Source organism: Geodermatophilus sp. SYSU D01186 (genome assembly GCF_054050215.1).
On sequence record NZ_JBJGYW010000013.1, the window covers coordinates 110,405 to 132,202 of the forward strand.

General features: G+C 76.8%; 19 protein-coding genes. 14 read left to right on the forward strand and 5 right to left on the reverse strand.

Annotation, left to right across the window (positions count from 1 at the left end; translation table 11 throughout):
* Nucleotides 1-16: 16 nt before the first annotated feature.
* Genes ACI784_RS11865 through ACI784_RS11875 form a run of 3 tightly spaced genes read left to right on the forward strand, consistent with a single transcriptional unit; the run spans nucleotide 17 to nucleotide 7,029 of the window.
* Nucleotides 17-3,193, forward strand: a complete 3,177-nt coding sequence (locus ACI784_RS11865) for an ATP-dependent helicase (protein WP_457013619.1) — start codon at nucleotides 17-19, stop codon at nucleotides 3,191-3,193.
* Entirely contained in the window at nucleotides 3,190-6,498 is a 3,309-nt protein-coding gene (locus tag ACI784_RS11870) for an ATP-dependent helicase (RefSeq protein ID WP_457013620.1), read from the forward strand. Before ACI784_RS11865 ends, ACI784_RS11870 begins: the two co-directional genes overlap by 4 nt.
* A gap of 39 nt (nucleotides 6,499-6,537) precedes the next feature.
* A complete protein-coding gene (locus ACI784_RS11875; protein WP_456923797.1) occupies nucleotides 6,538-7,029 on the forward strand; it encodes a GNAT family N-acetyltransferase in 492 nt (163 codons plus the stop codon).
* 7 nt (nucleotides 7,030-7,036) lie between these two features.
* On the opposite strand, the gene ACI784_RS11880 is transcribed toward ACI784_RS11875, so the two are convergent.
* Nucleotides 7,037-7,873 (reverse strand): alpha/beta fold hydrolase, encoded by an 837-nt coding sequence (locus ACI784_RS11880; protein ID WP_456923796.1) that lies wholly within the window; start codon nucleotides 7,871-7,873, stop codon nucleotides 7,037-7,039.
* Between the two features lie 56 nt (nucleotides 7,874-7,929).
* On the opposite strand from ACI784_RS11880, the gene ACI784_RS11885 reads away from it, so the two are divergent.
* From ACI784_RS11885 to nudC, 6 genes are all read left to right on the forward strand, one after another.
* Nucleotides 7,930-9,348: a M20/M25/M40 family metallo-hydrolase gene (locus ACI784_RS11885; protein WP_456923795.1), complete on the forward strand. Its 1,419-nt coding sequence runs from the start codon at nucleotides 7,930-7,932 to the stop codon at nucleotides 9,346-9,348.
* A gap of 61 nt (nucleotides 9,349-9,409) precedes the next feature.
* Nucleotides 9,410-10,303 carry a DUF2510 domain-containing protein gene (locus tag ACI784_RS11890; protein ID WP_457013621.1) on the forward strand — a complete coding sequence of 298 codons (894 nt, stop codon included), beginning with the start codon at nucleotides 9,410-9,412 and terminating at the stop codon, nucleotides 10,301-10,303.
* A gap of 64 nt (nucleotides 10,304-10,367) precedes the next feature.
* Nucleotides 10,368-10,976 carry a hypothetical protein gene (locus tag ACI784_RS11895; protein WP_456923793.1) on the forward strand — a complete coding sequence of 203 codons (609 nt, stop codon included), beginning with the start codon at nucleotides 10,368-10,370 and terminating at the stop codon, nucleotides 10,974-10,976.
* A 155-nt stretch (nucleotides 10,977-11,131) separates the two neighbouring features.
* Nucleotides 11,132-12,442: a M16 family metallopeptidase gene (locus ACI784_RS11900; protein ID WP_457013622.1), complete on the forward strand. Its 1,311-nt coding sequence runs from the start codon at nucleotides 11,132-11,134 to the stop codon at nucleotides 12,440-12,442.
* Nucleotides 12,439-13,818 (forward strand): M16 family metallopeptidase, encoded by a 1,380-nt coding sequence (locus ACI784_RS11905; protein WP_456923791.1) that lies wholly within the window; start codon nucleotides 12,439-12,441, stop codon nucleotides 13,816-13,818. Before ACI784_RS11900 ends, ACI784_RS11905 begins: the two co-directional genes overlap by 4 nt.
* 49 nt (nucleotides 13,819-13,867) lie before the next feature.
* Nucleotides 13,868-14,866, forward strand: a complete 999-nt coding sequence (gene nudC / locus ACI784_RS11910) for an NAD(+) diphosphatase (RefSeq protein ID WP_457013623.1) — start codon at nucleotides 13,868-13,870, stop codon at nucleotides 14,864-14,866.
* 24 nt (nucleotides 14,867-14,890) lie between these two features.
* Here the strand turns inward: nudC and ACI784_RS11915 are convergent, their stop codons facing one another.
* The 3 genes from ACI784_RS11915 to ACI784_RS11925 all read right to left on the reverse strand — a co-directional run bounded on the left by ACI784_RS11915 (nucleotide 14,891) and on the right by ACI784_RS11925 (nucleotide 16,467).
* Nucleotides 14,891-15,436 carry a uridine kinase gene (locus ACI784_RS11915; RefSeq protein WP_457013624.1) on the reverse strand — a complete coding sequence of 182 codons (546 nt, stop codon included), beginning with the start codon at nucleotides 15,434-15,436 and terminating at the stop codon, nucleotides 14,891-14,893.
* A 101-nt stretch (nucleotides 15,437-15,537) separates the two neighbouring features.
* Nucleotides 15,538-16,080 carry an ANTAR domain-containing protein gene (locus ACI784_RS11920; protein WP_457013625.1) on the reverse strand — a complete coding sequence of 181 codons (543 nt, stop codon included), beginning with the start codon at nucleotides 16,078-16,080 and terminating at the stop codon, nucleotides 15,538-15,540.
* 123 nt (nucleotides 16,081-16,203) lie between these two features.
* Nucleotides 16,204-16,467, reverse strand: a complete 264-nt coding sequence (locus ACI784_RS11925) for a mycoredoxin (protein WP_456923787.1) — start codon at nucleotides 16,465-16,467, stop codon at nucleotides 16,204-16,206.
* 159 nt (nucleotides 16,468-16,626) lie between these two features.
* Here ACI784_RS11925 and ACI784_RS11930 point away from each other — a divergent pair, with 159 nt between their 5' ends.
* The 5 genes from ACI784_RS11930 to ACI784_RS11950 all read left to right on the forward strand — a co-directional run bounded on the left by ACI784_RS11930 (nucleotide 16,627) and on the right by ACI784_RS11950 (nucleotide 20,237).
* Entirely contained in the window at nucleotides 16,627-18,645 is a 2,019-nt protein-coding gene (locus tag ACI784_RS11930) for an ATP-dependent helicase (RefSeq protein WP_457013626.1), read from the forward strand.
* A gap of 184 nt (nucleotides 18,646-18,829) precedes the next feature.
* On the forward strand, nucleotides 18,830-19,171 hold the full coding sequence (locus ACI784_RS11935) for a hypothetical protein (protein WP_456923785.1): 342 nt from the start codon (nucleotides 18,830-18,832) through the stop codon (nucleotides 19,169-19,171).
* Nucleotides 19,172-19,310: 139 nt separating this feature from the next.
* Nucleotides 19,311-19,652: a WhiB family transcriptional regulator gene (locus ACI784_RS11940; protein WP_456923784.1), complete on the forward strand. Its 342-nt coding sequence runs from the start codon at nucleotides 19,311-19,313 to the stop codon at nucleotides 19,650-19,652.
* Nucleotides 19,653-19,734: 82 nt separating this feature from the next.
* Nucleotides 19,735-19,899 carry a hypothetical protein gene (locus ACI784_RS11945; RefSeq protein ID WP_456923783.1) on the forward strand — a complete coding sequence of 55 codons (165 nt, stop codon included), beginning with the start codon at nucleotides 19,735-19,737 and terminating at the stop codon, nucleotides 19,897-19,899.
* Nucleotides 19,900-20,021: 122 nt separating this feature from the next.
* A complete protein-coding gene (locus ACI784_RS11950; protein WP_457013627.1) occupies nucleotides 20,022-20,237 on the forward strand; it encodes a hypothetical protein in 216 nt (71 codons plus the stop codon).
* On the opposite strand, the gene ACI784_RS11955 is transcribed toward ACI784_RS11950, so the two are convergent.
* Nucleotides 20,227-21,549, reverse strand: coding sequence for an ABC1 kinase family protein (locus ACI784_RS11955; protein WP_457013628.1), 1,323 nt, complete (start codon nucleotides 21,547-21,549; stop codon nucleotides 20,227-20,229). The two genes, ACI784_RS11950 and ACI784_RS11955, sit on opposite strands and share 11 nt — an antisense overlap.
* Nucleotides 21,550-21,798 lie beyond the last annotated feature (249 nt).

Consider the following 21,798-nt stretch of genomic DNA (forward strand, 5'->3'; position numbering starts at 1 on the left):
TCGAGAGGTGGCGGCAGTGCGGGGGGCGGACGGGGCGCCGGTCTACCGGCTCGTGCAGGGGGACCCGGTCCCGGTGGCCCGGCCCCGGCTGGACCCCACGCAGCAGGCGGTGGTCGACCACCCCGGCGGGCCGCTGCTGGTGCTCGCCGGTCCCGGAACCGGCAAGACCACCACGATCGTCGAAGCCGTCGCGGCCCGGATCGACCGCGGGATCGACCCCGAGCAGATCCTCGTCCTGACCTTCAGCCGCAAGGCCGCCGCCGAGCTGCGCACCCGCATCACCACCCGGGTGGCGCGCACCATCCGGGAGCCGCTGGCCCGCACCTTCCACTCCTACGCCTACGGGGTCCTGCGCCGGGCGGCGCTGCTCCGCGGTGACCTCCCGCCCCGCCTGCTCACCGCCGCCGAGCAGGACGCCGTCGTCGCGCAGCTGCTGCGCGGCGACGTCGAGGAGGAGGGGGCGGTCCGCTGGCCGGAGTCGCTGGGGCCGGCGCTGTCGACGGCCGGCTTCCGCACCGAGCTGCGCGAGCTGCTTCTGCGCGCCACCGAGCGGGGGGTGGGGCCCGACCGGCTCGCCGCCTGGGGGCGCGAGCTCGGCCACGACGCGTGGGTGCACGCCGCGGCGTTCCAGGCCCAGTACGAGGCGGTCACGGCCTTCGCCACCGCCGGCCGCGGTGACGCCTCCGGGTACGACCCCGCCGAGCTGGTCCGGGAGGCGATCGCCGAGCTCGCCTCGGACCCCGAGCTGCTGCGGCAGGAGCGGGAGCGGGCCCGCTGGCTGTTCGTCGACGAGTACCAGGACACCGACCCCGCCCAGGTGGAGCTGCTGGAGCTGCTCGCCGGCGGCGGTGGGGACCTCGTGGCCGTCGGCGACCCCGACCAGGCGATCTACGCCTTCCGCGGCGCCGAGCCGCGGGGCATCGTCGAGTTCCCCGACCGCTTCCGGCACGCCGACGGCCGCCGCGCCGACCGGCTGTCCCTCGGGGTGTGCCGCCGGTCGGGTGCCGAGCTGCTGCGGATCAGCCGCCGCGTCGCCGAGGGCCTGCCCGGCCCCTGGGAGCACCGCCGCCTCCAGCCGGTCGAGGACACCGGCGACGGCACCGCGGAGGTGCACGTCTTCGGCTCGGCCGCCGTGGAGGCCGCCTACGTCGCCGACGTGCTGCGCCGGGCGCACCTGCTCGACGGGGTGCCGTGGTCGCAGATGGCGGTCGTCGTCCGGACGGCGACCGCGCTGGGGCCGCTGCGCCGGGCGCTGACCTCCGCGGGGGTCCCGTCGGCCGTCTCCGCCGACGAGCTGCCGCTGGCCGCCCAGCCGGCGGTCGCCCCGTTCCTGTCCGCGCTCGAGGCGCTGCTGCCGGGGGACGACGGGGCGCCGGCCGGGCTCGACGAGCCGGCCGCCGAGGCGCTGCTGTCCTCCCCGCTGGGCGGTGCCACGGTCCTCGACCTGCGCCGGCTGCGCCGGGCGGTCCGCATCGCCCTGGCCCAGCAGGGCATCGACGCCGCCGAGCGGGGCGCCCCTCTCGCGACCGCCGTCCTCGACGAGCTGCTGCTCGAGACGCTGCCCGAGCACGTCGCCCGGCCGGCCTCCCGGGTCGCCGCCGTCCTGGCCGCCGGCCGGGTCGCGCTGGCCGCCGACGGCTCGGCCGAGGACGTGCTGTGGGCGATGTGGCAGCGCAGCGGGCTGGCCGGGCGGTGGGCGCGGGCCAGCGCCGCGGGCGGTGCGGCCGGAGCGGTCGCCGACCGCGACCTCGACGCCGTCGTCGCCCTGTTCGACGCCGCCGGGAGCTTCGTGGACCGGCTGCCGTCGGCCGACGTCCGGGCCTTCGTCGACCACCTCGCGGCCCAGGAGCTGCCCGGTGACACCGGCGCGGCCCGGGCGGCCACCGACGAGACCGTCCGGCTGCTCACCGCCCACGCCTCCAAGGGTCTGGAGTGGGACGTGGTCTGCGTGGCCGGCGTGCAGGAGGGCGTGTGGCCGGACCTGCGCGAGCGCGGCTCGCTGCTCGGCACGGAGGTCCTCGTCGAGCGGGCGGCCGGCATCGACGCGGCCGCCGTCGACCGGCGCACCCTCACCATGGCCGAGGAACGGCGGCTGTTCTACGTCGCCTGCACCCGGGCCCGCCGGCGCCTGGTGGTGACCGCGGTGCAGGGCGCTGTCGACGGCGCCGACGCGGGCGCCACGGCGTCGCGGTTCCTCGACCTGGTCGAGGCGCCGCCGGAGGGCGGCCGGCCGCTCACGGACCTGCCCCGCTCGCTCACCCTGCCCGCACTCGTCGCCGAGCTGCGCCGCGCGGTCGCCGACCCGCACACCCCGCCGGGCCGGCGGTCGGCCGCCGCGGCGGTCCTGCGCCGGCTGGCCGAGGAGGGCGTGCCGGGAGCGGCGCCGGCGCACTGGTGGGGTCTGGCCCCGCTGTCCGACGACGCGCCGCTGGTGCCGCCGGAGGACCCGGTGCGGGTGCGGCCCTCGGCCATCGAGACCTTCCAGCGCTGCCCGCTGCGCTGGGTGCTGGGTGCGGTCGGCGCGGAGGCCTCACCCGACGCCACCCGCACCGTCGGATCCGCGGTGCACGCCGTCGCGCAGCGCGTCGCCGAGGGGCTGCCCCCGGCCGAGGCGCCCGGCGCGCTCGCCGTCGAGCTCGACCAGCTCGACCTCGGGCCGGGCTGGTCCGACCAGCGCCAGCGCGCCACCGCGCAGCAGATGCTCGAGCGGTTCCTCCGCTGGCACGCGGCCAACCGCCGCGAGCTCGTCGCCGCCGAGGAGGACTTCGACGTCGTGGTCGGCCGCGCCCGCCTGCGCGGTCAGGTCGACCGGCTGGAGCGCGACGCCGAGGGCCGGCTGGTCGTCGTCGACCTCAAGACGGGGAAGACCGCGGCGAGGAACGTCGAGGAGCACGGCCAGCTGGCCGCCTACCAGGTCGCCGTCGCCTCCGGCGCGTTCGCCGACCACGGCACCGTCCCCGGCGGGGCGGCGCTGCTGCAGGTCGGCACCGGCGCCAAGGCCAAGGAGCAGCACCAGGAGCCGCTGCCGGCCGACGTCCCCCTGGCGCAGACCCCGGCCGGCGAGCTGATCGCCGCGGTGGGGGAGGGCATGGGCGCGGGCGCCTTCGAGGTGCGCACCGGCACCCACTGCCAGCGCTGCCCGGCACGCCGCACGTGCCCGATGCACGAGCGCGGCCGGCAGGTGACCGCGTGACGGACGCGCAACTGAGCCTCGACGACCTGTTCGGCCTGGAACCCGACGTCGCGGTCGCGCCCCGGCGGGTGCTCTCCCCGGCCGAGGTCGCCGCCCGCTGCGGGCTGTCCTACGCCCCGTCGGAGGAGCAGGCCCGGGTGGTCGCCGCCCCGGCCGACCGGCCGCTGGTCGTCGTCGCCGGCGCCGGTTCCGGCAAGACCGAGACCATGGCCGCGCGCGTCTCCTGGCTGGTGGCCAACCGCGTCGTGGAACCCGAGGCGGTGCTCGGGCTGACCTTCACCCGCAAGGCGGCCAGCGAGCTGAACGAGCGGATCCGGCTGCGGCTGGGCGCCCTGGCCCGGCACCCGGAGACCGAGCCGGAGCTGCGGGAACGGCTGGAGATCGCCCAGCCCACGGTCTCCACCTACCACGGGTACGCCGCGGCGCTGGTCGCCGAGCACGGCCTGCGGATCGGCGTCGAGCCCGGCGCCGGCGTGCTCGGGCCGGCCATGTGCTGGGGCCAGGCCGCCCAGGTCGTGTCCGCCTACACCGGCGACATGGACGACGTCCCGCTGTCGCTGCTCACCACCGTCGAGGACGTCCTCGCCCTCGCCGCCGAGATGGGCGAGCACGACGTCACCCCCGCCGCGCTGCGCGCCTGGACCGCCCGACTCGAGGCGCAGGTCGCCGGCTACCCCGACGCCCCGCGGAAGAAGGGTCCCTACAAGGACGTCACCGACGTGCTCGACCGGCAGCGGGCCCGGGTCGCGCTGCTGCCGCTGGTCGAGGCGTTCGAGGCGCGCAAGCGGGCGATGGGCTCGATCGACTACGCCGACCAGGTGGCCCACGCCGCGCGGATCGCGGTCGCCGCGCCCGAGGTCGGACGGCGGGAGCGGGCGCGGTGGCGGGTGGTGCTGCTCGACGAGTACCAGGACACCAGCGTCGGGCAGCTGCGGATGCTGGAGGCGCTGTTCGGCCGGGACACCGGCCACCCGGTGCTGGCCGTCGGCGACCCGCGGCAGTCCATCTACGGCTGGCGCGGCGCGTCGGCCGGCACCATCGAGCGGTTCGCCCGCACCTTCCCCGGCGTCCGCGGTCGGCGTGCCGAGCGGCTGACGCTGGCGACCAGCTGGCGCAACGACGAGGCGGTGCTCGCCGTCGCCAACGCCGTCGCAGGCCTGCTGCCGCCACCCGACGTCCCGCTGCCGGACCTGGCGCCCGCCCCCACCGCGGGCCGCGGGGCGGTCACCGTCGGCCTGTACGAGACCGTGGCCGACGAGACCGCCGCGCTGGCCGACCGGCTGGCCGCCTGCTGGCACGGCACGGACCCGGTCGTCGCCCGCCGCCCCGACGGCCGGCCGCCGACCGTCGCCGTCCTGGCCCGCACGCGCAAGCAGCTGCCGGGCATCGCCGCCGCGCTGCGCGAGCGGGGCCTGCCGGTGGAGGTCGTCGGCCTCGGCGGCCTGCTGGAGGTCCCCGAGGTCTCCGACGTCGTCGCCACCCTCACCGTGCTCGTCGACCCGACCGCCGGCGACGCCCTCGGCCGGCTGCTCGCCGGCGCCCGGTGGCGCATCGGCCCCCGCGACCTCGCCGTCCTGGAGGCCCGCGCCCGTGCGCTGGTGCACTCCCGCCGCCCGGCCCGTGAGGGTGAGGGCGCGGCCGAGCCGCCGCAGGAACGCGGCAGCATCGTGGAGGCGCTCGACGACCTCGGCGACGCCGAGGAGTACTCGGCCGAGGGCTACCGCCGGCTGCGCCGGCTGGGCGCCGAGCTGGCCTGGCTGCGCTCCCGGCTCGGCGAGTCGCTGCCCGACCTGGTCGACGAGGTGGCCCGCACGCTCGGCCTGGAGACCGAGCTGGCCAGCGCGCCGGAGGTCAGCCCGGCCGGCGCCCGCGCGCACCTCGACGCCCTCCACGGCGTGGCGGCGCAGTTCACCGAGCTCGCGGAGCTGCCGTCGCTGCCGGCCTTCCTCGGCTACCTGCGCGACGCCGAGGAGCGCGAGCGCGGCCTGGAACCGGGCGAGGTGGCGGTCAACCCCGAGGCGGTGCAGCTGCTCACCGGGCACTCGGCCAAGGGCCTGGAGTGGGACGTCGTCGCCGTGCCCGGCATGACCGTCGACCAGTTCCCGGCCAAGCCCGGCGCCAGCGACTCGTGGATCAAGGACCCCGGCGCGGTCCCGGTCGACCTGCGCACCGTCGACCGGGAGGAGCTGCCCCGGCTGCGGCTGCCCGTGCCCGGCTCCGGCGACCAGGCGGTGGTCAAGGAGGCCCTCGAGCAGTACGTCGAGGACTGGAAGGCCTTCGGCACCGGGGAGGAGATCCGGCTGGGCTACGTCGCGGTCACCCGCGCCCGGCACCTGCTGCTGTGCTCGGGCAGCTGGTGGCGCGACGGGGTGAACCCGTGCGGCCCGTCGTCCCTGCTGCACGCCGTGCGCGAGGCCTGCGGGGCCGGTGCCGGCACCGTCGTGAGCTGGGCGCCGGCCCCGGAGGACGGCGCGGAGAACCCGGCGCTCGCGGACTGGCCGGTGGGGATCTGGCCGGCCGACCCGCTCTCGCCCGGACGCCGGCGCGCGCTCACCGCCGCCGCGGAGCTGGTCACCGGGTCCGCCGCGCACCCGCTGGATCCGGACCTGCGGGTGGGGGAGGCCGATCCGGTCGTCGACCAGTGGGTGCGCGACGCCGACCTGCTGCTGCGCGAGCGCAGGTCCGCGGCCCGGCCCACCGTCGACGTCCCGCTCCCGTCCCACCTGTCGGTCTCGGCCCTGGTCACCCTGCGCCGCGACCCGGGCGAGCTGGCCCGCCGGCTGCGCCGGCCGATGCCGGCCGCGCCCGCGCCGCTGGCCCGCCGCGGCACCGCCTTCCACGCCTGGCTGGAGGAGCGCTTCGGCGCCGCGAGGCTGCTCGACCTGGACGAGCTGCCCGGCTCCGGCGACGAGTTCGCCGTCCCCGACAGCGCCCTGGCCGAGCTGCAGGAGGCCTTCCTCGCCAGCGAGTGGGCCGACCGCCAGCCGGTCGAGGTCGAGGTGCCGTTCGAGACGCCGCTGGGGCCGCTGACCCTGCGGGGTCGGATCGACGCGGTCTTCGCCGACGGCGCGGGCGGCTACGAGGTGATCGACTGGAAGACCGGGCCGGCCCCGACCGGCGGCGAGCTGGCCGCGGCCGGTGTGCAGCTGGCGGCCTACCGGCTCGGCTGGTCCCGGCTGACCGGCGTCCCGGTGGAGCGGGTCAGCGCGGGCTTCCACCACGTCGCGGCCGGGGTCACGGTGCGCCCGGTCGACCTGCTCGACGAGGCCGGGCTGCTCGCCCTGGTCTCGGGCACCGCCCGGTGAGGGCCGGAAACCGGTTGACCGCAGCGGCAGCCTGACCCTGTGCCCGTCGTCATCCGCCCGCTCACCGACGCGGACGTCGAGGAGGTCGTCGCCCTCTCGCTGCGCGCCTGGGCCTCGGTCTTCGCCTCGTTCGAGGCCGTGCTCGGGACGGCCGTCTACCGGCACCTGTACCCGGACTGGCGGGCGTACCAGGCGGCCGCGGTCGAGGCGGTGTGCCGCGACCCGGAGCGCACGGTGTGGGTGGCCGACGACGGCCGGCCGGTCGGGTTCGTGGCGCTCGTCCTGCACGACGAGTCCTACGACGAGCCCTGCAGCGGCGAGGTCGAGATGATCGCGGTCGACCCCGGCCACCAGCGTCGGGGGATCGCCGCCGAGCTGATGGCCGTCGCCCTCGAGCGGATGCGGCAGGAGGGGATGCGGGTGGCCGTCGTCGCCACCGGCGGGGACCCCGGCCACGCACCGGCCCGGGCGGTCTACGAGCAGGCCGGTTTCACGGCGCTGCCCCTGGTGCGGTACTACCGGGCGCTCTGACCCGGGGTCAGCTCGACGCGACCCGGTCGATGATCGCGGCGGCGAGCGCGTCCGGGGCCTGCTCGGGGATCCAGTGGCTGACCCCGCTGAGCTCGACGAAGCGGAAGTCGCCGCGCACGCAGTCCGCGCAACCGTCGGCGGCGGGCCGGCCGATCGCCACGTCGCCGTCGCTCCACACGAAGGTCGTCGGGACCTCCACCGGCTCGACCGGGGTGCTCGAGCTCATCGCCCGGTACCAGTTGAGGGCGGCGGTCAGGGCGCCGGGCGCGGAGAGAACCGCGACGTACTCGTCGACCGCCGCCGCGGGGACGGCGTCGCCGAACATCCGCCGCAGCCGCCGGGCGTCGTCGGCCAGCAGCACCTCCTCGGCCCTGCCCTCCTGCCAGAACAGCCGGATGTAGGCCGAGCGCTCCTGCTGCTCGGGGTCCGACCGCCAGGCCGCCGTGAACGCCGAGGGGTGCGGCACCGACACCGCGGTCAACGTGCGCACCCGGTCGGGGTGCCACGCGGCCAGCGCCCACCCCACGCCCGCGCCCCAGTCGTGGCCCACGACGTCGGCACGCGGCACGTCCATCGCGGTCATGAGGTCGGCGGTGACCTGGGCCAGGTTCGGCAGCGCGTACGCGCCGACCTCGGCCGGGCGGGCACCGGGGGAGTACCCGAGCTGGTCGACGGCGTACGTGCGCAGCCCCGCCTCGGTCAGCCGCGGCGTGACCGCCGCCCACGACGCCGACGTCTCCGGGAAGCCGTGCAGCAGCAGCACCGGCCGGCCGTCGTCCGGACCGTCGGCCCGGACGTCGAAGGTGAGGTCGCCGACGTCCACCCGCAGCAGCTGTCCCGGCATGCCGCGACGCTAGGGCATGCACGGGCGCCGCCGCGCCCGGCGCTAGCGTCGGGGCCGTGAGCAGCCCCGAACGCGACTTCGTCACCGCGCACCTCGACGACCTGCACGCCGATCTCGACGCCTGGCTGCGCATCCCCTCGATCTCCGCGGACCCGGTGCACGCCGGCGACGTCGCGGCCAGCGCCGAGTGGCTGGCCGAGGCGCTGCGGCGCACCGGATTCCCGACCGTCGAGGTGTGGCCGACGCCCGGGGCGCCGGCCGTGTACGCGGAGTGGCCCTCGGCCGACCCGGGCGCACCGGTGGCGCTGGTCTACGGCCACCACGACGTCCAGCCGGTCGACCCCGTCGAGCTGTGGGAGCACCCGCCGTTCGAGCCGACCCGCGTGGAGGGCCCCGACGGCCCCGAGCTGCACGCCCGCGGCGCCATCGACGACAAGGGCAACGTCGCCTTCCACCTGCTCGGCATGCGCGCCCACCTGGCCGCCACCGGACGCGACACCCCCGCGGTCACCGTCAAGCTGCTCGTGGAGGGCGAGGAGGAGTCCGGCTCCCCGCACTTCGCCGACCTGCTCCGGGAGCGCGCCGACCGGCTGCGCTGCGACGTCGTCGTGGTCAGCGACACCGGGATGGCCGCCCCGGACGTGCCCAGCGCCGTGGTCGCGATGCGCGGGCTGGCCGACGCCGAGATCACCCTCCGCGGGCCGGCCGTCGACCTGCACTCGGGGTCCTTCGGCGGCGGCGTCCCCAACCCGCTGCACGCCATGGCCACCCTGCTCGCCGCCCTGCACGACGAGCAGGGCCGGGTGACGCTGCCCGGGTTCTACGAGAAGGTGCGGCCGCTCACCGACCGGGAGCGGGAGCTCATGGCCCGTGTGCCGTTCGACGAGGCGGCCTGGCTGGCCGGGCCCGCGGCGTCCCGCACGGCCAGCGGCGAAGCCGGTTTCAGCACGCTCGAGCGGATCGGCGCTCGCCCCACGGCCGAGGTCAACGGCATGTGGGGCGGCTACACCGGCCCCGGCCACAAGACGATCATCCCGGCCGAGGCGCACGCCAAGCTGACCTTCCGGCTGGTCGCCGACCAGCGCCCGGAGGACGTCGGCCCGCTCCTGCGTGCCTGGGTCGAGGAGCGCCTGCCCGAGGGCGTCGAGGCCGAGGTGCACACGCCGCCCGGGGGCGTCTCCCCGTGCGCCAGCGACCTGGACTCCCCGGCCATGGCCGCACTGCTCGCCGCCATCGGGCAGGCGTTCGACCGCGACGCCGCCGACGTGCTGTTCACCCGCGAGGGCGGCAGCGGCCCCGAGGCCGACCTGGTCGACGTCCTCGGCGCGCCGCTGCTGTTCCTCGGTGCGGGCCTGCCCACCGACCGCATCCACTCGCCGAACGAGCGGGTGCTGCTGCCGATGCTGTACCGCGGCGCGGAGGCCGCGGCCCACCTGTGGCGCGAGCTGGCGGCCGTGCCGTTCCCGGCCCGCTGATCGTGCGGACGGGCGCCCGTCGGTGACCGGTGCGGCCGGACGGCGGTCCTAGGCTGGCGCCGTGACGGCAACAGGGCAGGGGAGCGCGCCCCCGGGCTGGTACCCCGACCCCGACGGCGCCCCCGGGATGGTGCGCTGGTGGAACGGGGTCAGCTGGTCGGACGTCACCACGCCGGCCGGCCCCGGTGTGCGGGTGCTGGCCGCACCGGCGCAGCCCGCAGCGCCGTCCGTCCCGCCGTCCGCCGTCCCGCCGGAGGAGCTCCCGCCGTCGCCGGCGACCGGGGGACGGCGCACGGGGTGGGTCGTCGGGCTGTCGGTGCTGGGTGTGGTGCTCGTCGTCCTGATCGGGTTCCTCGTGGGCCGGCCCGCCGGTGGCGTCGTCACCGACGAGGGGAGCGCCGCCGGCCCGCCGGTCGCGGCCGCGCCCACGTTCCCGCCCGGCACCGTCCGGATCATCGACGAGGCGGCGGGCATCTCCTACCCGTTCCTCGGGGACGGCTGGTACGAGTACGACCTCGGGATCGTCGTCGAGACCACCTCGGTCGCCGGGCAGTTCTTCATCACCCAGGACCTCACCCCCGGCGGCGGTACCTTCATCGCGCAGTGCACCTCCGGACCGCTGGCCCCGGGGTTCGGCTACGCCGGCCCGGAGGGCCTGCAGGGCACCGTCACCCAGGTCGCCGACAGCGTGCGGGCCAACTACTACCCGGCGCCCAACGAGCGGCGCGTCCTGCGCGACGAGGCCCGCACCGTCGACGGCGCGCAGGCGCACCTCGTCGAGTTCGACCTGACCTGGGACGTCGCGGGCTACGACGCGACCGGCGAGCGGGCCGCGCTGCTGCTCGTCGACGTCGGCCGCCCGGCGCCGGCGCTGCTCTACGTCTCCATCCCCAACACCCACGCCGAGCTGTACGGCGTCATCGACCGGCTCGTCGACGCCGTCGAGGTGCTCTGAGGCCCGGGGGATCCTTGGTCCCGGCTTAGCGTGACCTTGACCACGCCGGCGACAGGGTCGGTCCATGACACGAACCCGCGCCTCCCGCGCCCTCTGGACCGCCTCGGCAGCCGCAGCCGTCGGCCTCGGCGTCCTCGCCGCCTCGGTCGGCGGGGCCGACGCCTCGCCCGCCCCACAGCCCGCGTCGGCCACCGCCTCCCCGTCGTCCTCCTCGTCCGCCGGCGCCCCGGCGTCCGCGCCCGCGGACCCGTCGGCCGGCGAGCAGGTGACCGTCGCCGGCGTCGTCTCGGCCACCTGTGACGGCGGCGGCGTCGCCCTCAGCGGCACGCCGGCCGCCGGGTGGTGGCTGGACGACTCCCAGGACCCCGGCCAGGTCGAGTTCGAGAACGCCACCCAGGAGCTGGAGGTGCACGTCGCCTGTGCCGACGGGACGCCGCAGTTCTTCGTCGAGGGCCCGCGGGCCGACGACTCCGGCCGCGGGCGCGGCCGGGACGACTCCGGACGCAGGCGCGGCCGGGACGACTCCGCGGCCACGCCCGCCCCGACCGCTCCGACCCGGGTGCCCGCGTACGACGACTCCACCGGCCGGATCGGTGGGGGTCACGGGTCCGACGACGGTCCCGGTGACGACTCGCGCGGCCGGTCCGGTGGGGGGCACGGGTCCGACGACTGACCCGCGCCGCCCCACCGCCGGGCCCGGCCGCACCGCGCCGGGCCCGGCTGTGGGCTCCCGGACGGGCGCTCACCCGATCGCGGCCCCTCCTCCGCCCGGGTGCCGAGGCGGAACCGCACGGGCGGTCCGTCCCCGGACCCGGTTAGTGTCGGCACGTGACAGCAGCTGGGGCCGACCTCACCCTCCGGCACCCGGTGGAGCGCTTCCGACTGGAGAACGGGCTGCGGGTCGTGCTCGCGCCCGACCGCAGCGTGCCGGTCGTCGCCGTGACCGTCTTCTACGACGTCGGGATGCGCAACGAGCCCCAGGGCCGCACCGGATTCGCCCACCTCTTCGAGCACCTGATGTTCCAGGGTTCGGCCAACGTGCCGAAGATGGAGCACGCCCGCCTCGTCCAGGCCGCCGGAGGGTCCTTCAACGGCTCGACCCACCAGGACTACACCAACTACTACCAAGCGCTGCCGGCCGAGGCGCTGGAGCGCGCGTTGTTCCTCGAGGCCGACCGCATGGCGGCGCCGGCCATCACCGAGGAGAACCTCCGCAACCAGATCGACGTGGTGAAGGAGGAGATCCGGGTCAACGTGCTCAACCGGCCCTACGGCGCCTTCCCCTGGCTGCAGCTGCCGGGGATCGCCTTCGAGAGCTTCGCCAACACCCATGACGGCTACGGCTCCTTCGTCGACCTGGAGTCCTCGACCGTCGACGACGCGACCGACTTCTTCCACCGCTACTACGCGCCGGGCAACGCCGTCCTGTGCCTGGGCGGGGACCTCGACGTCGAGGAGACCGAGCGCCTGGTCCGGCGGTGGTTCGGCCCCATCGAGGCCCGCGAGGTCCCCGCGACGCCGTACACCGGCGAGCCGTCGCCGACGACCGTCCGCTCCGGCGTCGTCGAGGACCGCCTGGCGCCCACGCCGGCGGTGGCGATCGGCTGGCGGGTCCCCGACCCCGTCGGCGACCTCGACACGTTCCTGGGCACGGTGCTGCTGGCCGAGCTGCTCAGCGAGAGCGATGCCTCGCGCCTGGAGCGCCGGCTGGTGCACGACGACCAGCTGGCCGTGGCGCAGAACAGCTACGTGGGCCTGTTCGGCGACCCCTTCGACGTCCGCGACGCCACCTTGCTCACCACCCAGGTGCACCACCCGGCGTCGGTCACCGTGGAGAAGGTGCTCGCCGCGGTGCACGAGGAGATCGGGCGGATCGCCACCGACGGCGTCGGCGCCGACGAGCTGGCCCGGGTGCAGGCCCGGGCGGAGGCGCAGCTGCTGCGCCAGGCGGACTCGGTGCTGGGCCGCACGCTGGCCTTCGCCTCCGCCGAGCTCATCCACGGCCGGGCCGAGCTGGCCGGGGAGCTCGCCGCCCGGTTGTCGGCGGTCACCCCGGAGCAGCTGCAGGTCGCGGCCGCCGGGCTGGACCCCGACACCGCCGCGATCCTCGAGCTGCGCGCGACGGGAGGACGACGATGACCGGTGCGCCCGACCTGGGCCTCGTCCCGCCGCTGGGTGAGCCCCGCCCCCAGCCGGAGCTGGCGGTCACCGAGACGACCCTGCCCAACGGCCTGCGGCTGGTCGTCGTCCCGCGCCCCGGCGTCCCGCTGGTCGAACTGCGGCTGCGGGTCCCGTTCGCCGCCGCGACGGCCCGGACCGCGGCGACGCACGCCGCCCGGACGTCGGTCCTCGCCGGCGCCGTCCTGCTCGGCACCACCCGGCACGACGCCACCGGCATCGCCCAGCTGATGCAGGCGCACGGGGGTGAGCTGCTGGTCTCCACCGACCCCGACCGGTTGCTGTTCTCGACGACCCTGCTGTCCGAGGGCCTGGCCCCGGTCCTGGACGTGCTCGCCGAGGTCCTGACCAGCGCCACCTACCCGGCCGACCTGGTCGAGGCCGAGCGCGGTCGCGTCGCCGAGCGCATCTCCATCGCCCGCTCGCAGCCCGGCGTGATCGCCCGGACCGCGCTGGCCGCCCGCCGCTACGGCACCCACCCCTACGCCGAGCAGCTGCCGCCCCCGGAGCTGGTCTCGGCGGTGCGCGGCCCCGCCCTGCGCAAGCTGCACCGCGAACGCGTGCTGCCGGCCGGCAGCACGCTGGTCCTGGTCGGCGACCTGGACCCCGCCGCGGCGGTCGACGCCGCGGGCACGGCGCTGGCCGGCTGGAGCGGCGAGGGGACGGCGGTCACCGCGCCGCCCGCACCCCAGCTGGCGGTCGGTCACCTCGAGGTGGTCGACCGGCCCGGCGCGGTGCAGTCCAACATCCGCCTGGGCGGCCCCGCGCCGAGCCGCACCGACCCGGACCTCGCCGCCATCCGGCTGGCCAACATGGTCCTCGGCGGCTACTTCTCCTCCCGGCTGGTCGAGAACATCCGCGAGCGGCGGGGGTACAGCTACAGCCCGCGCAGCTCGGTCGACCACCTGGCCGGCGCGTCCTCGGTCCTGGTGGAGGTCGACGTCGCCACGGAGGTCACCGGCCCGGCGCTGCTGGAGATCCACTACGAGCTGGGCCGGATCGCGCTGACCCCGGTCGGTGCCGACGAGCTCGACAGCGCCCGGCGGTACGTGCTGGGCAGCATGGCGCTGTCCACCGCGACCCACGCCGGGCTGGCCAGCACGCTCTCCTCGCTGGTCGGCGCCGGCCTGCCGCCGAACTGGCTGGCCGACCACCAGCGTGCCCTCGCGGAGGTCACCGTGGACGAGGTCCGGGCCGCCGCCCAGCGGTACCTGCAGCCGGCAGCTCTGACCGCGGTCGTGGTCGGCGACGCCGAACGGGTGGCCGGCCCGCTGCGGACCCTCGGCCCCGTCGACGTCACGGCCAGTGCCGCGGCGACCCCGGAGCCGAGCGCATGACCGGAGCCACACGGTCCCTCCGACCCACCAGCGGCAGCGAGGAGACCCCGTGAGCGTCCCCGCCGGCGGCAGCACACCGGCCGACAACCCGGCGCCCGACGAGCGGCCCGCCGGCGACCTGCCCGCCGACCGCGCCGCCGTCCCCTGGCCCGAGAGCGGGCCGTCTCCCGCCGGTGCGATGCCGGTGCTCTCCCGCTCGGCGCACGACCGCAGCCACCTGGCGCGGTCGTTGCCCGACCCGACCGGCGGGCGTCCGGTCCGGGTGCTCGTCGTCGACGAGCGCCGGGCGGTGCCCGTGCAGGAGGCGGAGGGCGGCCCCCGGCTCCTCTGGGACGAGCGACCCGAGCTGCCCGCCGGGGCGGTCTACCTCGGGGAGGCCGACGGCGTGCCCTACGCCGCGGTGCGGGCGGACCGGCGGCTGACCGTCGACGGCCGCCCCGTCGACACGTGGGCCGGGCTGCGCGAGGTCGGCGCCGACCTCGGGGACCTCGACGCCGGCCTGCTGGCCCAGGCCATCGGCATCCTGGAGTGGCACGAGCGGCACCGCTTCAGCCCGCTGTCCGGGGCCGAGACCACGGTGGAACGGGCCGGCTGGGTCCGGCGCGACCCGCAGACCGGTGCCGAGCTGTTCCCGCGCACCGACCCCGCGGTGATCATGCTCGTCCACGACGGCGGCGACCGGTGCGTCCTCGGCCGGCAGGCGGTCTGGCCGCCGGGCCGGTTCTCCATCCTCGCCGGGTTCGTCGAGCCGGGGGAGTCCGCGGAGGGGGCCGTGGCCCGCGAGGTCGCCGAGGAGGTCGGCGTCGCGGTGACCGACATCCGCTACGTGAGCAGCCAGCCGTGGCCGTTCCCGCAGTCGCTGATGCTCGGCTTCACCGCCCGGGTCGACGGCGACCCCACGCTCCGGCTGGACCCCACCGAGATCGAGGAGGCCCGCTGGTTCACGCGGGAGGAGCTGCGGTCGGGGAACGGTCCGCAGGTCCTGCCGCCGGCGGTCTCCATCGCCCGGCACATCATCGACCGCTGGGTCGCGGGGGAACTCGGCTGAGAGAGGGCCCCCGGCCGGGTCCGTTCACGCGAGACGTCCTTGCAGGACGAGGGCGGGGTGGTCGGGGGAGTCGGCCAGCACGACGGCGTCGGCCAGGGAGACCGGGTCCACCTCGGCGTCGTAGCGGTCGAAGGCCGGCAGCTCCCAGGCCTGCTCGGCCGGGGTGCGCCGCCGCCGGGCGGCCGGGGCGACCCGCAGGTGGACGACGACGTCGAAGGCCAGCCCGAGCCCCTGCAGCAGCGACCCGGGGACGAGCAGCACGCCACCGGCCGGCATCGGCTGCGGCCGGGCGCGGGCGGCGCGGTCGCGGGCGACGTCCCACAGCACGGGCAGGTAGCTGCCGGCACCGCCGGGGCCGACCGGGCCCAGCACCTCCCGGGTGAGGGCGCCCGCGTCGAGCCAGTCGGTGTACCGGGCGTCCGGGTCGGTCCGGCCGTGCTCCAGCCGCAGCGAGGCCGGCCGCAGGAACCCACCGGCGGGGACGACGACGGCGGGGCGGCCCAGGGCAGGCAGCCGGTCGGCCACGGCGTGGGCGAGCTCCGTCGGTGCCGCGACGTCGGGCCCGTCCACGGCGACCCGCAGCGCCGCGGCGCCCGGCTCGGGGGCGAGGTCGGCGAGCAGCGCGGCCAGCCGGTCGCCCAGCGCCGCGGGGGTCAGCGGTTCCGGACGGGTCAGGACCGGCCCTCCGCCGGCACCGGGCCGCCGTCCGCGGGGGTGCCGGGGTCGACGCCTCTCTCCAGCGCGTCGAGGACCTCGCGGGCGAGCTCGGCGACCGGCCGGCCCTGGGCGCGGGCGTCGCCGCGCAGCAGCTCGAAGGCGTGCCGCGGTGTCATGCCGTTCCGCTCGGCCAGCACGCCGATCGCCCGCTCCGTCGACACCCGCGCGGCCAGGGCGTGCTCGAGCTGGGACACGGTCCGCTCCAGCGCGGCGAGGCGGGCGTCACGGGGATCGGCGTCGGCGTCGACGTCGGCCTTGGCGCCGCGGGCGGCCCGGCGGGCGGTGCGGTCGGGCTCCACGAGCGCGCCCAGCTCCTCGGCCACCAGGTCGGCCAGCGACATGCCCTCGACGAGGTCGGCGACGTCCTCGGCGCGCCCGGGGGAGAGCACCGACCAGCCGCGGCCGGTGCGGACCACCATCACCGCCGGCCCCTCCACCGGGAGCGCGTCGTCCGGGCAGGCGGCCTCGGCGGCGGCGTGCTCGACGCGGAAACTCACGACGGCGTCCTCCCGCGGGGCGTGGGCCCGGCCGGCCGGCCGGGGTGTCCAGGGGTCGCGGTCGCGACCCTCAGGACGACGATCATGCCCGCTGGTGCAACGGCGCGGGGGGACCACTCGCCGTCAGGCGCTGGCGGCCTCCGCCAGCTGCGCCTTGACCTGGCCGATGCTCGGGTTGGTCAGGGCGGTGCCGTCGGCGAAGACGAGCGTCGGGACGGTGCGGTTGCCGCCGTTGGCGTTCATGACGATCTCGGCGGCGGCCGGGTCGCGCTCGATGTCGACCTCGGCGTAGTCGATCCCCTCGATCTGCATCATCTTCTTCAGCCGCACGCAGTAGCCGCACCACGGGGTGGTGTACATGGTCACGGCGGCGGTGGCTGCGCTCATCGAGGGGGTCCTCCTGGTCGATCGGGTCCGTGGAGCGGGGTGTCCGCGCCACCGAAGTCCCCAACACCACGCCCCTGGGGATGCTTCCCCGGACCGTCGGCGACGACTGGGAGGATGGGGGCCGGCCGCCGGGACAGGCGGTCGAGGGGAGGAGTCCGGATGTCGCAGCCCGCCGGGGCGCCCGACGTCGTCCAGGGGGCCGAGGCGGTGCTCGCGCAGCTGGACGACGAGCAGCGCGCGGCCGCGCAGGCAGTGACCGGGCCGGTCTGCATCCTCGCCGGTGCCGGCACCGGCAAGACGCGCACCATCACCCACCGCATCGCCTACGGCGTCCACACCGGCGCGTTCGTGCCCGAGCAGGTCCTGGCGGTGACGTTCACCGCACGGGCGGCCGGCGAGCTGCGGGGCCGCCTGGCCGGCCTCGGTGTGGGCGGGGTGCAGGCGCGCACCTTCCATGCCGCCGCGATGCGCCAGCTGCGCTACTTCGCGCCGCGGGTGCTCGGCGGTCCGATGCCCGGGCTGGTCGAGAACAAGCTGCGGCTGGTCGCCTCCGCGGCCTCCCGCTCCCGGCTGTCCACCGACCGCATCAGCCTGCGGGACCTCGCCAGCGAGATCGAGTGGGCCAAGACCACGCTGGCCACGCCCGACGACTACCCGGCCCGCGCGCAGGCCGCCGGCCGCGAGCCGCCGTTCGAGCCCTCCGTGGTCGCGCAGGTGTACGCCGGCTACGAGTCGGCCAAGCAGCGCGACGGCGTCCTCGACTTCGAGGACCTCCTGCTGGTCACCGCCTACGCCCTCGAGGAGCACGACCAGGTCGCCCGCGAGGTGCGCGGGCAGTACCGGCACTTCGTCGTCGACGAGTACCAGGACGTCAACCCGCTGCAGCAGCGGCTGCTCGACGCCTGGCTCGGCGGGCGCGCCAGCGTCTGCGTCGTGGGCGACCCCAACCAGACCATCTACTCCTTCACCGGGGCCGACCCGGACTACCTGCTGGGCTTCGCCGACCGCTATCCCGACGCCGAGGTGGTCAAGCTCGAGCGCGACTACCGGTCGACCCCGCAGGTGGTCGCGCTGGCCAACAAGCTGATCGGGCAGGCGCCGCGACGCAAGGGGCTGCCCGGGCTGCGGTTGCTCGGCCAGCGCGCCGAGGGCCCGGCGCCACGGTTCTTCGAGCACCCCGACGAGCCGACGGAGGCCGCGGCCGTCGCCCAGGCCTGCCGGGCGTTCGTCGAGGCCGGGACGCCGGCGTCGGAGATCGCGGTGCTGTTCCGCATCAACGCCCAATCCGAGGTCTACGAGAACGCGCTGACCGACGCGGGCGTCCCGTACGTGCTCAAGGGCGGGGAGCGCTTCTTCGAGCGGCCGGAGGTGCGCGAGGCGGTCCTCCTGCTGCGCGGCGCCGCGGCAGGTGGCTCGGAGCCCGGCGCGCTGGTGCCCACGGTGCGCGACGTGCTCGCCTCCACCGGCTGGGTGGAGCACCGGCCGCCGCCCGGCGGTGCCGCGCGCGACCGGTGGCAGTCCCTCGCCGCGCTGGTCGACCTCGCCGTCGACCTGGTGGCCGAGACCCCCACGCTGGACCTCGCCGGCTTCGTCGCGCACCTGGCGGCGCGGGCTGACGCGCAGCACGCCCCGACGGTCCAGGGCGTCACCCTGGCGTCGATGCACGCGGCCAAGGGCCTGGAGTGGGACGTCGTCTTCGTCGTCGGCCTGGTCGACGGCGTCGTCCCCATCGCGCAGTCGCTGTCCCGGCCCGAGGCGGTCGAGGAGGAGCGGCGGCTGCTGTACGTGGCCGTGACCCGCGCCCGCGAGCACCTGACCCTGTCGTGGTCGCTGGCCCGCAACCCCGGCGGCCGGCGCTCGCGGCCGCGCAGCCGCTTCCTCACCGGATTGGTGCCGGAGTCGGCCCCGACGGCGGCGCCGGCACCGCGCCGGCAGAAGCGCGCCAAGGTGGTGCTCGAGGGCGCCGCGGGCGAGCTGTTCGAGCGGTTGCGGGCGTGGCGCAGCGAGGCGGCGGCGTCCGCGTCGGTGCCGGCCTACGTCGTGTTCACCGACGCGACCCTGCAGGCCATCGCCGAGAGCCGGCCGACCACCCTGCGGGAGCTCGGGGCGCTGCCTGGCATCGGCGCCCGCAAGCTGGAGCTCTACGGCCAGGACGTGCTCGCCACCGTCAGCCCCTGACCGCTCACCGTCTGCTCTGGCCGACGGGTGTCCCGGGTCACCGCCACACCGGGGAACTAATTGCGTTGACCGCCTCTGCGGCGGCCCCCTACTGTCCATCTCGCGCTCGGGGTACCGCCCCGAGCCGCACCAAGCCACGGTCCGGCCTGACAGCCGCACTGCGACCCCGGGAGGAGGGGACACGATGATCAGCACCATGTGGTCCAGCGCCCCCGCCGGGGTCTCCGGCCCGGGTCGCCTCGTCGTGCGTCCGGCCGCCTGCGGCGGCCGGCCCGTCGCTCTGCGCCTGCGCGCCCTGCCCCTGACCAGCGCCGTCGCCACCCGTCTCCCGCAGACCGCGGTGTTCGGCGCTCCGGTCGCCGGCACGCCCGGGTTCGGCATCGCGCCCACCACCGGTGGCTTCGACGCCACCCGTGCGACCCGCGTGGCCGATGCCTTCGGCACCACCGGCGTCCGTACGCCGAACACCCAGCACGACGGCACCACCCCCCTCGGGATCCACTCCCCGGGGAGACCGCTGAGCTAGCGCTCGACCGGTCCTCCTCGAGGCCGCGGAACCCGAACCCCGGGATCCGCGGCCTCTGTCTTTCTCCGCGGCACCCGGCCCCGACTCCGGTCGGCGGGCCCCCGCCGGCTGCGAACGACGAGTACGAGGAGGAGCGGCAGTGCAGCAGACGATCGACCGCCTGACGACCCACCGCCGACCCGGGCTCCCCCGGACCGGCGGTGCCCTTCCCCGACGGCCGGCGGCGCCCGCCGCGCCGGCTCCGGTGCGGCGCCCCCTGCCGTGCCGGAACGACCCCGACCTGTGGTTCGCCGAGAGCCCGGCGCAACTGGAGCAGGCCAAGACGCTCTGCGCGTCCTGCCCGGTCCGTGACGCCTGCCTCGCGGGCGCGCTGGACCGCGGCGAGCCGTGGGGGGTCTGGGGCGGGGAGATCTTCGAGCGGGGCGTGGTGATCCCACGCAAGCGCCCCCGCGGACGCCCGCGCAAGGTCGCCGTCGCATGAGAGAGGACCCCGTCCTCCGCACCCCTCGCACGCTCGGGGCGGTGCCCGGGACGGGGCCACACGAGAGGACCGAGGACCAGCAGTGAACAGCTACGAGTACGACCTGGCCGTCGACCGGCTGCGCGAACTACGCGCCGAGGCCGACACCGCCGCGCGCGCCCGCCGGCTGCGCGCCGCCCGCCGCTGGGCCCGTCGCGCCGAGTACGCGACGCGGCGCGCCGCGCGGGCCAGCGCCGCCGTCCGCTGACGGCGGCACCCCCGCGGAGGCGACCGGCCTCCGCCCGACCGCGGCCGGGTCCGGACGCTCCCGGTGCGTCCGGCCCCGGCCGCCCCCTGTGCAGACCGCGTGCCCGCGGGCACGCTGGGGGCGTGGACCCCGAGCACCTGGTCTGCGCCGCGTGCGGCCGGACCGGCACCCCGGCCGACGTCGCGACGGGCTGGTCGATGAGCACCCCGCCGCGGCCGACCGGGTCGACCGCCGCGCGGGCGCACGGACCGCTCACCGCTCTGTGCCCCGCCTGCGCCCGGGACCGCGTCCGCGACCTAGAGGCGCGGCTGGACCCTGACCGGGCCCTCAGCCGGTGAAGCCCGGCATCCACTCCTCGATCACGCCGCGGTAGTTGCCCGCGCAGTCGAGCTGGCAGAGCACCCCGATCGAGCCGATCGTCACCCGGTGGATGAGGAGATAGGCCGGCGGGAGGTTGAGCATCCGGCCCAGCCGGTTGGCCTCGCTGCGCGGATCGGCGATGCGGGCGGCCTGTTCCTGCATCCAGGCACGGGTGAAGTGGAAGTACGGCCCCTCGATCGGTTCCAGGAGGGGGCGGAGGTAGTCCAGGACCGCCTGCGCGTCGACCTCGACACCCGGGAGCACGAAGCCCTCGGTGCGCAGGTCGGCCAGGACGTCGGCGGCGCGGCCCTCGAGGGCCCAGCGGACCAGCCGGCCGATCGGCTCGGGGTGCCCGTCGGGCAGGCGGGCGGTCGCGCCGAAGTCGATGACGCCGAGCCGGCCGTCGTCGAGCAGCCGGAAGTTGCCCGGGTGCGGGTCGGCGTGCAGCAGCCCGGCGCGTTGCGGGCCGGAGAAGTGCAGCACGGCCATCAGGTGGCCGGCGCGGTCCCGCTGCTCGCGGGTGCCGGAGGCGATGATCCGGGACAGCGGCGTCCCCTCGAGCCACTCCGACACGATCACCTTCGGCGCGCTCGCCACCACCCGGGGGACGACGATCTCCGGGTCGTCGACGTAGGCGGCGGCGAAGGCGCGCTGCGCGTCGGCCTCCAGACCGTAGTCGAGCTCCTCGACCACCCGGGCCTTGAGCTCGGCGATCAGCGGCTTGACGTCCATCCCGGGGAACAGGGCGGCGAACAGCCGCGCGAAGCGGGAGAGCTGGTTGAGGTCCGCCATCAGGGCGGTCGCCGCCCCGGGGTACTGGATCTTGACCGCGACGTCGCGCCCGTCTCGCCAGGTGGCGCGGTGCACCTGCCCGATGCTGGCCGCCGCCGCGGGGGCGTCGTCGAAGTGGCGGAAACGCTCCCGCCACCTGCCCCCGAGCTGCTGCGCCAGCACCGCGTGCACGGTGCGGGCCGCCATCGGCGGCGCCTCCTCCTGCAGCTTCACCAGCGCCTCGCGGTAGGGCGCGGCCACCTCCTCGGGGACCGCGGCCTCGAACACCGAGAGGGTCTGGCCGAGCTTCATCGCCCCGCCCTTGAGCTGACCGAGGACGGCGAACAGCTGCTCGGCGGTCCGCTGCTGCAGCTCGGCGGTGACCGCGTCGGCGGGCCGGCCCGAGAGCCGCTTGCCGATCCCGAGCGTGGCCCGGCCGGCGGCGCCGAGCGGCAGCGACGCCAGTCGTGCCGTGCGCGCAACCGAGCCCCTGGGCATGCTCCCGCCGGTCTCGCTCACGCGGTCGCCCCCTCACCGGCAGTCGCCCGCTCGGCTCCGTCGCCGGCGCTCCTCGGCCGCGGAACCGGCGGTGCCGTGCGCCCGCGTGACCTCGCAAGCTCGGTTCCGCGCCGCTCGTCGCTGGCGCTCCTCGGCCGCGGAACCGGCGGTGCCGTGCGCCCGCGTGACCTCGCAAGCTCGGTTCCGCGCCGCTCGTCGCTGGCGCTCCTCGGCCGCGGAACCGGCGGTGCCGTGCGCCCGCGTGACCTC

Coding starts and splice junctions, on each gene's coding strand:
- ACI784_RS11880 (WP_456923796.1), bottom strand. CDS start 7,873: ATGCCGGGACAGCTGCTGCGGGTGGACGTCGGCGACCTCACCTTCGAC.
- ACI784_RS11895 (WP_456923793.1), top strand. CDS start 10,368: ATGACACGAACCCGCGCCTCCCGCGCCCTCTGGACCGCCTCGGCAGCC.
- ACI784_RS11905 (WP_456923791.1), top strand. CDS start 12,439: ATGACCGGTGCGCCCGACCTGGGCCTCGTCCCGCCGCTGGGTGAGCCC.
- ACI784_RS11925 (WP_456923787.1), bottom strand. CDS start 16,467: ATGAGCGCAGCCACCGCCGCCGTGACCATGTACACCACCCCGTGGTGC.
- ACI784_RS11930 (WP_457013626.1), top strand. CDS start 16,627: ATGTCGCAGCCCGCCGGGGCGCCCGACGTCGTCCAGGGGGCCGAGGCG.
- ACI784_RS11935 (WP_456923785.1), top strand. CDS start 18,830: ATGATCAGCACCATGTGGTCCAGCGCCCCCGCCGGGGTCTCCGGCCCG.